This window comes from Roseococcus sp. GW821-FHT12F05 (genome assembly GCF_058806835.1).
This window is the reverse complement of record NZ_JBXAQB010000003.1, coordinates 236,117-249,400: the sequence shown is the minus strand read 5'-3', so window position 1 is coordinate 249,400 and position 13,284 is coordinate 236,117. Positions and strand designations below refer to the sequence as shown.

At 63.4% G+C, this 13,284-nt stretch carries 12 protein-coding genes and 1 pseudogene; 6 read left to right on the top strand and 7 right to left on the bottom strand.

Going from position 1 to position 13,284, the window contains the following annotated elements; translation table 11 throughout:
* Window positions 1–93: 93 nt before the first annotated feature.
* The 3 genes from AC1ROY_RS09610 to AC1ROY_RS09600 form a co-directional block, all read right to left on the bottom strand.
* Window positions 94–2,223, bottom strand: coding sequence for a hypothetical protein (locus AC1ROY_RS09610; RefSeq protein WP_493148579.1), 2,130 nt, complete (start codon window positions 2,221–2,223; stop codon window positions 94–96).
* Between the two features lie 186 nt (window positions 2,224–2,409).
* Window positions 2,410–3,570, bottom strand: a complete 1,161-nt coding sequence (locus AC1ROY_RS09605; protein WP_493148578.1) for a radical SAM protein — start codon at window positions 3,568–3,570, stop codon at window positions 2,410–2,412.
* A complete protein-coding gene (locus AC1ROY_RS09600; protein WP_493148577.1) occupies window positions 3,567–4,538 on the bottom strand; it encodes a lysylphosphatidylglycerol synthase domain-containing protein in 972 nt (323 codons plus the stop codon). Before AC1ROY_RS09600 ends, AC1ROY_RS09605 begins: the two co-directional genes overlap by 4 nt.
* A gap of 197 nt (window positions 4,539–4,735) precedes the next feature.
* On the opposite strand from AC1ROY_RS09600, the gene AC1ROY_RS09595 reads away from it, so the two are divergent.
* The 5 genes from AC1ROY_RS09595 (at window position 4,736) to nhaA (ending at window position 9,936) form a co-directional block, all read left to right on the top strand.
* On the top strand, window positions 4,736–5,350 hold the full coding sequence (locus tag AC1ROY_RS09595; RefSeq protein WP_493148576.1) for a hypothetical protein: 615 nt from the start codon (window positions 4,736–4,738) through the stop codon (window positions 5,348–5,350).
* Window positions 5,351–5,408: 58 nt separating this feature from the next.
* Window positions 5,409–7,088, top strand: a complete 1,680-nt coding sequence (locus tag AC1ROY_RS09590) for a thiamine pyrophosphate-binding protein (protein ID WP_493148575.1) — start codon at window positions 5,409–5,411, stop codon at window positions 7,086–7,088.
* A complete protein-coding gene (locus AC1ROY_RS09585) occupies window positions 7,085–8,023 on the top strand; it encodes an NAD-dependent epimerase/dehydratase family protein (RefSeq protein ID WP_493148574.1) in 939 nt (312 codons plus the stop codon). Before AC1ROY_RS09590 ends, AC1ROY_RS09585 begins: the two co-directional genes overlap by 4 nt.
* Entirely contained in the window at window positions 8,023–8,406 is a 384-nt protein-coding gene (locus AC1ROY_RS09580; RefSeq protein WP_493148573.1) for a hypothetical protein, read from the top strand. The genes AC1ROY_RS09585 and AC1ROY_RS09580 overlap by 1 nt, the downstream gene beginning before the upstream one ends.
* A 174-nt stretch (window positions 8,407–8,580) precedes the next feature.
* Window positions 8,581–9,936 (top strand): Na+/H+ antiporter NhaA, encoded by a 1,356-nt coding sequence (gene nhaA, locus AC1ROY_RS09575; protein WP_493148572.1) that lies wholly within the window; start codon window positions 8,581–8,583, stop codon window positions 9,934–9,936.
* 84 nt (window positions 9,937–10,020) lie between these two features.
* Here nhaA and AC1ROY_RS09570 read toward each other — a convergent pair whose 3' ends face one another.
* The 4 genes and pseudogenes from AC1ROY_RS09570 to AC1ROY_RS09555 all read right to left on the bottom strand — a co-directional run bounded on the left by AC1ROY_RS09570 (window position 10,021) and on the right by AC1ROY_RS09555 (window position 12,305).
* Window positions 10,021–10,164 carry a hypothetical protein gene (locus AC1ROY_RS09570; protein WP_493148571.1) on the bottom strand — a complete coding sequence of 48 codons (144 nt, stop codon included), beginning with the start codon at window positions 10,162–10,164 and terminating at the stop codon, window positions 10,021–10,023.
* 257 nt (window positions 10,165–10,421) lie between these two features.
* Window positions 10,422–11,117 carry a hypothetical protein gene (locus AC1ROY_RS09565; RefSeq protein ID WP_493148570.1) on the bottom strand — a complete coding sequence of 232 codons (696 nt, stop codon included), beginning with the start codon at window positions 11,115–11,117 and terminating at the stop codon, window positions 10,422–10,424.
* Window positions 11,118–11,572: 455 nt separating this feature from the next.
* Window positions 11,573–11,764 (bottom strand): annotated as a pseudogene (locus tag AC1ROY_RS09560) (tripartite tricarboxylate transporter substrate-binding protein); the annotation flags it as partial.
* A gap of 229 nt (window positions 11,765–11,993) precedes the next feature.
* Window positions 11,994–12,305, bottom strand: a complete 312-nt coding sequence (locus AC1ROY_RS09555) for a hypothetical protein (RefSeq protein WP_493148569.1) — start codon at window positions 12,303–12,305, stop codon at window positions 11,994–11,996.
* Between the two features lie 119 nt (window positions 12,306–12,424).
* Here AC1ROY_RS09555 and AC1ROY_RS09550 point away from each other — a divergent pair, with 119 nt between their 5' ends.
* Window positions 12,425–13,213: an SDR family NAD(P)-dependent oxidoreductase gene (locus AC1ROY_RS09550; protein WP_493148568.1), complete on the top strand. Its 789-nt coding sequence runs from the start codon at window positions 12,425–12,427 to the stop codon at window positions 13,211–13,213.
* Window positions 13,214–13,284: the final 71 nt, after the last annotated feature.

Here is a 13,284-nt window from a genome sequence, read left to right as displayed (position 1 = left end):
ATTTCTTATAAAATCAAGAAAATTAGCGCAGGGATAGTACGTTGCTCGACGGCGCGCTCTGCCTACAGGAGCCAATGCAAGACTTCAAAGATTCTAATTTCCCCGAAGATTAATTTTCAATTTATTTTGATATATAGTTATCCGCTTTCTAGCTCTGTCAATAACATCACTATAATGTAACAGCTCAAAATATACGCCTCCAAGGCGCCGATCGGTATCGGGATCGGTAAGTGCATCTGAGAAGAACCAACCCTTTCCTAAAGGAAATCGCGTCCATCCTGCCAAACGTAACGTATTAATCGTATCCCCAATCAGATAGCAATAGAATTTCTTAAGTTTCCCTTGGGACTTGGCAGCCATTAAATGAGCATATTCATTTAAATCTCCAATATGGTCATTCATTTCGACGCCAGGCGCCTTAAATTCTACAATTATTGCAGACCCTTCTTTGTTAAATAAAGCGATATCCGGCCGTTTACCACCGTTATCTTGCGCCCTTTTCGCTAGTAATTTTCCGAACTCTATGTCGATATCACCATCAAATACTTTTTGATCATCGCTCCATTTTATTTGTGCCAGAGGCATATCGGACGATATATAATCGTAGTAGTGATACTCCTCGCTCAATAGCCAAATATCATGATCGGTGAACTGGCCAGTGTCTCTCCGCATAGGAAAGAAAATACTATGAATAATTTTTTCGTCTTTGCGACGAACCTCCGGATCGAGTGCCTGCATCTCAAGGCCTTTATTACAGGCGAGGTTCAGTATTTCAACAATCGCAGTACGACGAACAATCAATTGTGACAAATTCGCCATATCGAAATTCTTCAAGGAAGCAGTATATTTCCAAGAAAGCTCGTTAATTTTATTGCGAAATTCATCAGAATCCGGTTCAGTATTTATAATTTGTTCCTTCAGATTATAAATTTCTGCAGTTTCCGAAATAATTTTCTCTTGATATTTTTTTAATACACGCTCAACAACCGCCTGCGCTGAATCCCCATGTCTTACGCGCGTATCCGTATCCGCGAGCATAGCCTCATTAACCCCAAATTGCTCAGTAATATCCTTCAGAACCTCTTCTCTGCTCCAATCTGCTGGAACAACCATTTCCTCAACAACAGGATCGATAGCGCGATATATGGCCGAATAAGAAATCTTTTCGTTTGATAAAAATAAATCATCGGATGGAATTTCATCCGGAATATTATCAAAATTATCACGCTGTTCGTTGACATGCTCGTCAAGGAACACACCTTCGATTATGACAATATGATGATATCCATTGACTGGATTATTTTGCTCAATTTTAGTTCGAAGGTATCGGTTCGTAATATCTTTCACAGGCGAGGATTTTGCGCACAGAGATATTGCATTCTTGGGAAGATTATATTGGTCAGAACGAAGCTTATAGTGAGAGATTTTAAAACTTTGATATACTCCTAATCCTTGTCCGGATTTTGGATCGGCTTCTTCGACTAAAATATCACGCTCTTTGGTTATAACCGGAAGATCTGAGCGCCTAAGCATCTCGATATTCTCGCCATTTTTCCAATGATAAGTCCTAAATTTAATCTCAAAATTGCCGAGATGAGCCTCAAGTCCTACCAGTCTTTGAAGAAAAGCCATTAACATCTGCTTCTTGAGAAGGGACGCAGAAAAAATCTGACTTGGCATTTCACCCTGAAAGATACGATCTCTAATAAGATCCTTGAGCTGCATTAGCTTTATAGAAGTGCCGATATCTTTTTCATTCCCTGGAATTCTGGAAAAATCTTCCAATTCTATCTGTATTTTTGGTTCGGAGTACTGAATAATACGCCGATATATGGTATCCTTATCGCGATAAGTGCTATCAATACTCATCATTGAAAAATGATGGAAAAACTGTACTCGACCTGCTCCCTTGCAGCTTCCAATTCCAGGAATAGCCAAGTCATCTTTGTAGGATGTGTCTTTCGTAAGAAAAGCCTTCAGTTGATCGTCACCGAGACCGCATCCATTATCCTTGCAGGACAGGGTTAACGCTTCGCGTTCTTGTAGTAGATCGGCTGGCGTAAAATCGATATCTATCTCAATTTGCATATCCGAAACAGATACATCTTCTTGCTTTCTGATGAGAAAAGCATCGATAGCATTTGAGATTAGCTCTTCGAGGACGATGTACCGATTGGAGCTGAGTTTCGTATTTTTAATGCTGCCTCTGATATCAAGCGTCATGTTTTTTTTGGCTCCCATACCAGAGGATTTAGCCACTCATAATGTCCCGCCTGATATCAAGCAGCAAGACAAGGATGGTGCAAAATTAGATCAGAAACCGCTAGCAACGGCTGATGTCAAAGCATTCCAAGAGATGCGCTAAAAACACGCTTGTAGGCCAGTAAAACTGGCTCTGTCTGGGTCGCTCTAACTCGCGCTCACCAACCCCTTAAGCCGCTTCCCATGTCCCATGATCGCGGCAATCGAACCCAGGTTCCGCCGATCCGCCAGGCTTTTCAGCGCCGCCCCGATCTTCCCCTCGCGCAATCTCGCAAAACTGTCGCCCAGAGAGACGGAAAAGTGCAGCATGATGCTGGCGTCGCGGTAGCAGTCCGTCGTGCAGGACTGGCAGATCTCGCGCATCACCTTGTCCGGTGAGAAGTCCCAGACCTTGGAGATCGGCGCCTTCCAGTCCTCGCAGCGCCAGAGGTCGTAGTTCCAGTCAAGATAGAAATACTTGTAGCCGGCGTGGCAGATGAAGCGCTCGCCCTCGCCCGTCAGGCGGCGGCGCATGTCGGCGATGCCCTCGCGCGGGTTGTGGACGGGGATGATGTCGCGGACCGACTGCGCGCCGTCGAAGGCCGCGATCAGCTCCTCCTTGGACATGTCCACCAGGTCGCTGTCCTCGGAATAGACCAGCGAGGAGGAGCCCAGCGCCGCCTTGCGCGGGTAGGAGAAGGTGACGGCCTCGAAGCCCAGCTCGCGGAGGAAATGGCCGAGGGCCCGGTAGTCGCGGATCAGCCGCGTCATCGCCACCGAGGCGATGGGGGTGATGTTGAGCTCCTTCAGGCGCTTCGTGCTCTTGCGGATGCGGTCGCAGACGCCCTTGAGGCCGCGGTTCTTCTCGTGCAGCCCCTCGTCGTCGCTGTCGATGGAGATGAAGAGCGTGCTGAGGCCGGTGTTGGCCAGCGCCTCCAGCTTCTGCGGCAGGTTCCAGCCGTTGGTGACCAGGGTGGGCTGGATGCCCATCTCGGTGGCCTTGGTGACCATGTCGATGATCTTGGGGTGCAGCAGGGGCTCGCCGCCCATGAAGGTGACGAAGCGGACGTTCGCCTTCTCCTTCATGATGGTCATGGATTCCTCGAACCGGGCGGCGTCGAGCCAGCCGCGGTGCGTCACGAAGCCCTTGTTGTGGGCGAAATTGCAGAAGTCGCAGGTCGCGTTGCACATGTTGGTGACGGAGACGTTGCAGATCGCGGGGCCGCCTGACGGGACCAGGCGGACCAGGTCCATGAAGCCGGTCCGGTTCACGGCCTTGGCGGGGGCGGTCGCAGGGGCGGTCGTCCGCGCGGTGACAGTCGCAGTCATGCACTCTCCTCTGGCGCCGAAGCAGCCGAATTCCCTCGCATACCCCCAACCTCCGCCCGGTGCCAAGCGAAGAGGCCCGGCAGGCTGAACGCCACCTCCCGGGTCCGGCGGACCAGGGCCGCGGCGAGCGCGGCCCCGGGCGGGACGCCGACCAGGGCGGCGGCGGCGATGATGGCGCCCTCCTGCACGGCGAGCGCGCCGGGGAGGAGGATGCCGAGGTTCCGCAGCGCCTGGGCCAGGGCCTCGATCACCACCGCGTCGGCGAAGGACACGGGGTGGCCGAGGAGGCCCAGGACGCCGGCGATCTCCACCGCGCCCAGGACCCAGGAGATGGTGTGCCAGGTGATCGCCGCCAGGAGTCGGGGCCAGGCGGCGTGCAAAGAGAGGATGGCGGCCTGGATGCCGCGGACGGAATCGGGGCGGATGGAGGGCCAGCGGCGGGACAGGCGGGCGAGGCCGCGCTCGATCGGGCCGAGGGGGAGACGGCGGGAGAAGAGGATCAGGGCGGCGGCGCCGAGGGTCGCGAATCCGAGGCCGCCGAGGGCGAAGCCGGCCAGGCCGCCGGCGCCGGCATGGGCCAGGAGGAGGAGGATGCCGGCCAGGGTGAAGAGGAGCTGGGAGACCGTCTCCATGGTGATGTCGACGGTGGCGGTGGCGCCGGCGAGGTCGGCAGGGACGCCGCGGCGGGCCAGGAGGCGGGCGGCGGCGGCCTGGCCCAGCAGGGCGCCGGCGGGGAGAAGGGCGTGGGCGGCCTCGCGGTACCAGCGCAGGGCCGTCATGGTCGCGATTCGCGGGCGCAGGGCGGGCGGGATCAGGACCCGCCAGGCGAGGCCGGTCATGACGATCTGCGGGAGGTGGATGCCGGCGGAGAGGGCCACGGCCAGCGGCATCTCGGCCAGGATGCGGCCGAGGCCCGGCAGTTCCGAGTGGTTCAGGGCGAGCACGGCGGCGAGCGCAAGGGCGGCCATGAGGGCACCGTTCCACAGGCCCCGGCGCCACCAGCGCGCGGCCGCCCCCACCGATTTGCTCAGGCCCGCCTCGATCGCCGAATCATGCGGCCATCCTAGCAGCGGCACGGACGCGACAAAAATCTCGCAAAACATTCTTGGGCATGAGGATACGCTTTCTTCACGCAGGGCCGAGGCGGCCTCGGGGAGGACGCGTCATGGATTGGAACGACCGGCAGCGCAAAGCGCGCGACAAGGGCCAGCTCGTCTTCGCGATGCGGCAGTCGCAGACGCCGGCGATGACCCAGCCCGGGCCCTGGGGCACCTCGACGGACGGCTACTGCATCGGCCTGGCCGCGACCTGGATCTCATGGGGCTACGCCGGCAAGAGCTTCCCGGTGGACAGCGCCAAGGTCTGCGACAACCCGCCCTGGCAGTCGACCATGTCGCAGACGCTCTCCGACGCGGCGCTGGTCAACAACTGGACCGATTTCTGGAATGCGGCCATCGGCCCCTTCCAGATGACGCTTTCGGACGGGCTTCGCGCGCGGCGCGAGAGCAATCCGACGGCGAGCTTCATCCGCTCCATCGTGATCCAGGCCTATGGCTGCTACGGCGTCACGCTCGAGCGGGCCGGCGGCGCCCATGCCATCGCGCTGCGCCATGGGCGGGACAACCGCATGCATCTCTTCGATGCGAACAACGGCCATTTCGTCGTGCGCGACCACACGCTGCTGAAGGACTTCCTGAGCTGGTACCTGAAGGACACCGGCTACGACGCGCGCTACGACAAGGGCTGCGGCGTCGTCGGCGTGCGGCCGCCCATCGGGTAGCGGGCTGGCGCTTCGCGCGCATCATGCCACGATGCGTCCCAACGCATGGAGGGGACGCATGTCCGAGAACAACTACACCGTGGGCGATCTCGTCGCCGAGTTCCTGTCGCGCATCGGCGTGACGACGGCCTTCGGCATCGTGTCGGTGCACAACGTGCCGATGCTGGACGCGATCGGGCGGCGGAACGCCATCCGCTACGTGATGTGCCGGGGCGAGATGGGCGGGGCGCATATGGCCGATGCCTATGCGCGGGTGACCAACGGGCTCGGCGTGCTGTTCACCAGCACGGGGCCGGGGATGGCCAACAGCATCGGCGGGCTGGTGGAGGCGCGCTTCGCGGCGAGCCCGGTGCTGCACATCACGGGGCAGACGGCGACGAAGTTCATCGATCGCGACATGGGCACGGTGCACGACGTGCCGGGGCAGACGGCGATCCTGGAGGCGGCGGGCAAGGCGGCCTATCGCGTGCGCTCGGCCGGCGAGGCGCTGGGGGTGCTGACTCGGGCCGCGGCCGAGGCGCTGACGCCGCCGCGCGGGCCGGTGTCGGTGGAGATCCCGATCGACCTGCAGCGCGTGGTGATCCCGCGGCCGGCGGCGCTGGATTCGCTGGTGCTGCCGGTGCCCCCGCCCCTGCCCCCCTCCGAGGCCGCGCTGGACGAGGTGGCGGAGATCCTGGCGAAGGCGAAGCGGCCGATGATCTGGCTCGGCAACGGCGCGCGCGGGGCGCGGGAGGGCGCGATGGCGCTGCTGGAGCTGGGCTTCGGCGCGGTCTCCTCCTGGAACGGGCGCGGCATCGTGCCGGAGGACCATCCGCAGACCTTCGGCGGGCTGCAGGGCAACGGCGCGCCGCGCGTGATCTCCTTCTACGAGGGCGTGGATGCGATGGTCGTGCTCGGCTCGCGGCTGCGCGGGCATGAGACGGGGGATTTCTCCATCAAGCTGCCGCGGAACCTCATCCAGGTGGACGTGGATGCCGCCGCGAACGGCCGCACCTATCCCAACGCCTATTTCCTGCAGGGCGACGCGGAGCTGGTGGCGCAGGGGCTGGCGAAGCGGCTGAAGGGGCGCATGCAGGTCGATCCCGGCTTCGCCGCCGATTTCCGCGAGACGCGGCGTCTCGCCCTCGAGGAATATGCCACCACCCTCGGCCCCTATGCCGGCTTCGCCGAGCAGATCCGCGAGGCCATGCCGCGCGACGCGCTCTGGGTGCGCGACATCACCATCAGCAACTCCACCTGGGGCAACCGCACCTTCGAGGTCTACGGGCCGCACGACGCGGTGCATCCGGTGGGCGCGGCGATCGGGCCGGGGCTGCCGCTGGGCATCGGCGCGGCCATGGGCGCGGGCGAGCGGAAGACGGTCGCCATGGTGGGCGACGGCGGCTTCGCCATGAACATGACGGAGCTCTGGACCGCCGTGCAGGAGCGCGCGCGGCTCTGCACCGTCGTGATGAACGACAGGGGCTACGGCGTCATCCGGCACATCCAGGATGCGGTGGTCGACGGCCGGCGCTTCGGCGACGACCTGCGCGGGCCGGAGCTCGGGCAGCTCGCGGCACTGGCGGGCCTGCCGCACTTCAAGGTGAGCCGCGCCGAGGAGTTCGGCTCCACCGTGGCCAGGGCGCTCGAGGTGGACGGGCCGACGCTGGTGGAGGTGGACATGGTCGCGATCGGCGAGTTCCCGCCCTATGCGCCCTACAGCACCATGGGCAAGCACGCCGAGCGCGCGCGCCGTTGAGGGTCCTGGTCACGGGTGCCGCGGGCTTCATCGGGCGGCACCTGCTGCGGGAGCTGATCGCGGCCGGCACGCTCTCCGGCCGGGCCATCACGGAGATCGTGGCGGCGGACATCCTTCCCGCGCAGGCCGGACCGCGCCTCGTGCCGGCCCTGGGGAATCTCGGCGACGGCGCCTTCCTGGACGGGCTCTTCGCCGGCGGCTTCGATGCGGTCTTCCACCTCGCGGCCTCGCTGACCAGCGAGGCGGAGGCCGATCTCGGCCATGGCCTCGCGGTCAATGTGGAGGGGCTGCTGGCCCTGCTGGCCCGCTGCCGCGCGCAAGAGAGACCGCCGCGGCTGGTCTTCGCCAGCTCCATCGCCGTCTTCGGCGGCGAACTGCCCGAGGTCGTCGAGGACGGCACGCGCCGCGTGCCGCACACCTCCTACGGCACGCAGAAGCTGATCGCCGAGAACCTGCTGGCGGACCACACGCGGCGGGGCGCGCTCGATGGCCGGGCGCTGCGGCTGCCCATCGTGCTGACGCGCCCGGGGATGCCGAATCCGGCCGTCTCGGACCGGGTCGCCGCGATCATCCGCGAGCCGCTGACGGGGCGCGACGTGGCGATCGGCCTGCGGCCGGACACACCCCTGCCGCTGGTGACGGTGCAGCGCGTGGCGACGGCGCTGCGCATGGTGCACGAGATGCCGTCCGAGGCCTTTCCCCCGTCGCGTGCGATCAACCTGCCGGCACTGACGGCGACGCCCGCCGAGATGGTCGCGGCGGTGGAGCGCCGCGGCGCCGCCGGCCGCGCGAGCTGGGCGCCGGACCCGGTGCTGCAGGCGGTGGTGGATGGCTGGCCGCGGCGCTTCGTCTCGGCCGTCGCCGGGCGCCATGGCATCCACGCCGTGGAGAGCATCGACGCGATGGTGGACGCTTTCCTCGCCGACCGGGATTGATGCGGCGCTTCCTGATCTTCGGGCTGCTCGGCCCGCCGCTCGGCTTCATGGTGGGGTTCTGGGGGCTGGTCCCGCTGCTGAACCGGGCCACGGGCGGAGAGAGCGTCTTCGACCGGCACCAGCTCGTGCTGCTGCCCGCCGCCTATTGGCTGGGGATCGTCCCGGCGCTCCTGGCGGCGGCACTGGACCGCCACCTCGCGCGCCGCGGCCTGCGCTGGCGCCCCGCCTGGACGGCGCTGTTCTCCTTCGCGGCGAGCTTCGTGCCGCTCTCCACCGCCATCGCGATGGGCTTCCTCAACAGCCCCTGGTTCCTGATCTGGGGACTGGTCGGCGCGGTACCCGGCTTCATCTGCTCGGCCCTAAGCGGGCCCGGCCGATCGTAGCGCGCCCATTGCTTCCGGAATGCGGCCGTTGGATCCGCCGGCGGATGGGATCCCTGTCCGAAACCGGACATTGCCGCTCCATCCCAGCCGTGTGACATAGCGTCCGGGTGCAGCCGCAGGGACGCGGTGGGCAGGTTTGCGCAGGCCGGGCCGCCGCGCGGAGCCTGCGTGCCCATGGCCCTTCATCATCCCGGACGCGATCCCTCGCGAGCCCAGCTCCTGGCGGAACGCATCTTCGGCACGCTCGACCGCTTCCTTCACGTGGAGGCGGCCAGCGGAATCGTTCTCCTGATCGCCGCGGCGGCAGCCCTCCTCTGGGCCAACTCCTCCCTTGCCGGCAGCTACGAGGCGCTCTGGCACTTGCCGGTATCCTTCGGGATCGGCGGCTTCGCCGTCTCGCAGCCGCTGCACTTCTGGATCAACGACGCGCTGATGACCCTCTTCTTCCTGGTCGTCGGCATGGAGATTCGCCGGGAGACCCATGAGGGCACGCTGCGCAGCCTGCGGCAGGCCTCGCTGCCGCTGGCGGCGGCTTTCGGCGGGGTCGCCGTCCCGGCCCTGATCTACCTCGCGCTGAACGGTGACCCGGTGGGCCGGGCCGGCTGGGCCGTCCCCACGGCCACCGACATCGCCTTCGCGGTGGGCGTGCTCTCGCTGCTGGGGCGCGCCATCCCGGCCAATGTGCGGATCTTCCTGCTGGCGCTGGCGATCATCGACGACATCATCGCCGTGCTCATCATCGCCTTCTTCTACTCCGGCGGCCTCGATCCCGCCGGCTTCGCCGTGGCCGGCCTCGGCATCCTGATGGTGCTGGGCCTGCAGGCGATCGGCACCGGCTCCGCCCTCGCGTATGTGATCCCCGGCGCGGTCGTCTGGGCCGGACTGCTGATGACCGGCGCACATCCGACCCTGGCCGGCGTGGTGCTCGGCCTCATGACGCCGGTCCGGCCAGCGCCCCTGCGCGAGCAGCCCACGGAACTGGCGGTGCGGGCGGCGCGGGAATTGCGCGATATGCATCCGGAGATGGAGGTCTCCGGACACCTGGCGCGGCCGCTCCAGCAGCTGCGGCTGGCTCAGCGCGAGATCCTGCCGCCCGTCGTGCGGGTCCAGATGGCGCTGCACCCCTGGGTCGCCTTCGGCGTCATGCCGCTCTTTGCATTGGCGAATGCCGGCGTCCCCCTGGGCGGGATCGACCTTTCGGCCGGGGGACCGCAGATGATCACGATCGGCGTGGCCCTCGCGCTGGTGGCGGGCAAGCCGCTGGGCGTGATCGGCGCGAGCTGGCTCATGGTGCGGCTGGGCTGGAGCCGCCTGCCGCTTGGCATCACTTGGCCGGGCATCGGCCTCATCGGCCTGCTGGCGGGCATCGGCTTCACCATGTCCATCTTCATCGCGTCGCTGGCCTTCGCCGACCAGCGGCTCCTGGACGCAGCCAAGCTCGGGGTGCTGCTGGGCTCGGCGGTGGCGGCCGTGACCGGCCTGATCTGGGGCTGGCGCCTGAAGCGGCAGATGAGCGGAAGGCCGGCCTGACGTCCCTCGGCGGGTGGCTCTTCGTGGCGCTCGTCGCCTGCCTGGCCATCGGGATCGTCTGGCTGCCCCACCTTCTCCAGAGCTTCAGCCCGCGCTGATATTCGCCGCCCGCACCACCTCGACCCAGCCGGCCGTCTCCCGCTCGAGCCTCTCGGCCATCGCCTCCGGCGCGAGCGGCGCCACGAGCGCGCCGGCCTCGAAGGCGCGGCGGCGCGTGGGCTCGTCCAAGAAGCGCTTCGGCGTCACATCTCGGATGAAGATCTAGCCGAATTTCAGGCGGAGGAAGCCGTCGAGCGTGCCATGCTTTAAAGACTGGGCCGAGGAAATCCGGCGATGGTCGGAAGATGAGTAAGAGGACCGCCTTCGGGCGGTCTTTTGGCACCCTCTACGTCCTGGACCGCCTACATCAACGCCCCCGAGTCCAATCCAGTCCTTGCCATCATCGAGCGAGCGCGCGGGCTCAAAGCCCGCAAGACCGCCCTGAATCAATCGTTACGAAGGCTATCCGGAATATTAGGATCATCGTCCGGAACACGATCCGCACGCGCGACTAGGCAAACTGGCCCCGTTGATGGGTTAAGAATACAGACTATCATCTTGTTCTTCGTGGCATCGTTGACGAAGTGGACTGCCAACAGATCTAAGATTGCCTGAGCCTTTTTCGATATATCCGGATATCTTTCCTGCACGGGGAATCGTGCCTTGAGGAGGTTCTTCAAATTTCCTTTGTGAAGATAACTACTAGTTTGTGAATATGCCCGAAGAAAATCGCTTTTCTCCATTTTTCCTAAATTAGGCAAGAATTCGAGGTGACCATCTTCGCGATTTCTGAGCACCGCAGCAACTGGAAAGAATCCGGGGCTCAATTTATCCAAACCCATCATTATTTTATCGGCCTGATAGTTATCGTCCAATCGAGTCGATCTTGAAATATCGCCGTGCGCAACCAAGCAAGCCAAAGCAATTAACTCGTAGCACATGCGAAGTTGGAGGTAGCAAAACTCCCTAACTACCTGCGGAGGTAGATTGTACAATAAACCGAGTGTACCCTGATCGATAGATTTAATCCGGACTTTAATTTCCTCCATCATCGACTGGTAAAGAACAAGCTGAGGATCGTCATCGGCTCCGAGGTTTCGTACAATAGCTGGTAAAGTTCCTGTGTATCTGGTGTTCGCCATCGCCTACCTTTAGCTTTTTGTCGCCAATTTGACAGCACTTCGTTATAGACCTGGATCGCCTGCGCTACGAAGAGGATCAGCGGGGCGGGCTTGCCGTCATTGGACTCTGGTATGTCATGGAACCCCATACAGCGCCGCCTCGGCCGTCTCGACCACCAGCGGCAGCGGCCACCCCGGATGAAGGCCCCACACCGCGTCTATGGCGGCCCTGCGGCCATCCTGGCCTTTATTGTCGGCCAGCCGGGCCGCCTCGCGGGCGGCACGGATCGTGGGGTTAGGGTCCTCGGCCATTTCGGAACAAAAGCAGAACATGACATGGGAGTCGAGTCGGCCCTCACCCCCAGTGTGCTATGCGGAGCCTTTGCCGCCGTGGGTCATCTGCACCACAAAACGTATCGCAAAACGTATCACAGACACCCAGATAACATGTCCTAACATACTGTTATTACTAAATTTCAATGCATGGTCGGTGGAGTTCCAAAGTTCATGTAGAACTGCACGCGCCCGGCGATGAGGTCGCGCGTCATCTCGCCCGTGCCGCGATAGGGGATGTGCAGCATGTCGATGCCCGCGCGGATCTTCAGCAGCTCGGCGCCCATGTGGTGCATGGAGCCGACGCCCGCCGAGGCGTAGGTGATCTCGCCCGGCCGCGCCTTGGCTTAGTCGATGAACGCGCGCAGGTCGTTGAGGGCACGATCAGCGTGACGGGACGCGAGGACAGCTCCTGCGCGCGCAGGATTGTGGGGGCCGATAGCCCGGCCAGGGTGGCGGCGAACAGCGGACGGCGGCGCAGGATCGTGGACAACTCCCCAGGCGGCCTCTTCGGGCCGTGGAGGGAGGATGCCGCAGCCGCGCCCCGCCGTCACTTCATCAACGTCACTTCATGCGGGCGAAGACCATGCGGTCCTTGTTCTCCTCCATCAGCCGCGTGAAGCCGGGGATGATCTCGAAGCTGAGGCCGAGCGGCAGGCCCGTATCAGGGTCGGCCTGCACCTGGGCGTAGGGCTTGCCGGCGATCTTCTCCCACTTGCCCGCGGGCTTCTTCACCTCGACGTTCACGACGGTCGCCTTCAGCGACATCCGCACGATCGCCTCCTTGGGCGAGGAGGGCTTGGTCAGGCTCGGCATGCCCGCGATCATCTGCCAGCCATTGGCCAGCGCCCACTTCGTCAGCTCGTCCTTGTCCATGCGCGGCGTCCTTCCCGATGCGGGCGGAGCTATGCGCCCGATGGCCGCGCGCGCCAACCGCGCAGTGGACGGGCCGGGCTTCGCATGGAACGCTGGCGGAAAAGGAAGGGGACGCAGCCATGGGCTTCGAAGGACAACTCGCCGTCGTGACCGGCGGGGCGAGCGGCATCGGCGCCGCCTGCTGCCGCATGCTGGCGGCGCGCGGGGCGAAGGTGGCCGTGACGGATCGCGACCTCGCCCGCGCACAGGCGCTGGCCGAGGAGATCGGCGGGTCGGCGCTCGCGCTCGACGTCGCGACGCAGGCGGCCAACGAGGCCGCCGCCGCCGAGATCGAGGCCGCGCTGGGGCCGGTGGACGTCCTCGTCACCTCGGCCGGCGTGCTGCAGCGCCCGCTGCGCGCCGAGGACCTGCCTGAGGCGGACATCCGCAATGTGGTGAACATCGACCAGATCGGCACCTACCTCTCCGCCGTCGCCTTCGGCGCGCGGATGGCGCGGCGCGGGCGCGGGGCGATCGTGACCATTGCCTCCATCTCCGGCTCGCGCGGGCTGCCGCTGCACGCCTATGCGCCGGCCAAGGCCGCGGTGATCGAGATGACGCGCTGCCTCGCGGGAGAATGGGGCCGCTCGGGCGTGCGGGTGAACTCGGTGTCGCCGGGCTTCACGCTGACGCCGGCGCTGGAAGCGGCCATCCGCGCCGGCGAGCGCGATCCGGCGCTGCTGGAGGAGACCAGCGCGCTGGGCCGCATGATCACGGTGGAGGATGTGGCGGAGGCGGTGTGCTTCCTGGCCTCGGACGCGGCGCGCGTCATCACCGGCATCGACCTGCCGGTGGATGCGGGCTGGCTGGTGGCGCCGTCCTGGGCGAGCTATGGCGGCGTGCCGGCGGCGCGGGGGAACGCGGGCTGAGTCGGTTTCTAACCTTCGATAAGATTTTGAATTCAAATAATAAATAGGGTCCAGGGCCAAAAGCCCTGGCG

Bases quoted from the DNA above. Each gene is read 5' to 3' on its own strand.
- AC1ROY_RS09610 (WP_493148579.1), bottom strand. From the start codon at position 2,223: ATGACGCTTGATATCAGAGGCAGCATTAAAAATACGAAACTCAGCTCC.
- AC1ROY_RS09605 (WP_493148578.1), bottom strand. From the start codon at position 3,570: ATGACTGCGACTGTCACCGCGCGGACGACCGCCCCTGCGACCGCCCCC.
- AC1ROY_RS09600 (WP_493148577.1), bottom strand. From the start codon at position 4,538: ATGGCCGCCCTTGCGCTCGCCGCCGTGCTCGCCCTGAACCACTCGGAA.
- AC1ROY_RS09595 (WP_493148576.1), top strand. From the start codon at position 4,736: ATGGATTGGAACGACCGGCAGCGCAAAGCGCGCGACAAGGGCCAGCTC.
- AC1ROY_RS09590 (WP_493148575.1), top strand. From the start codon at position 5,409: ATGTCCGAGAACAACTACACCGTGGGCGATCTCGTCGCCGAGTTCCTG.
- AC1ROY_RS09580 (WP_493148573.1), top strand. From the start codon at position 8,023: ATGCGGCGCTTCCTGATCTTCGGGCTGCTCGGCCCGCCGCTCGGCTTC.
- nhaA (WP_493148572.1), top strand. From the start codon at position 8,581: ATGGCCCTTCATCATCCCGGACGCGATCCCTCGCGAGCCCAGCTCCTG.
- AC1ROY_RS09565 (WP_493148570.1), bottom strand. From the start codon at position 11,117: ATGGCGAACACCAGATACACAGGAACTTTACCAGCTATTGTACGAAAC.
- AC1ROY_RS09555 (WP_493148569.1), bottom strand. From the start codon at position 12,305: ATGGACAAGGACGAGCTGACGAAGTGGGCGCTGGCCAATGGCTGGCAG.
- AC1ROY_RS09550 (WP_493148568.1), top strand. From the start codon at position 12,425: ATGGGCTTCGAAGGACAACTCGCCGTCGTGACCGGCGGGGCGAGCGGC.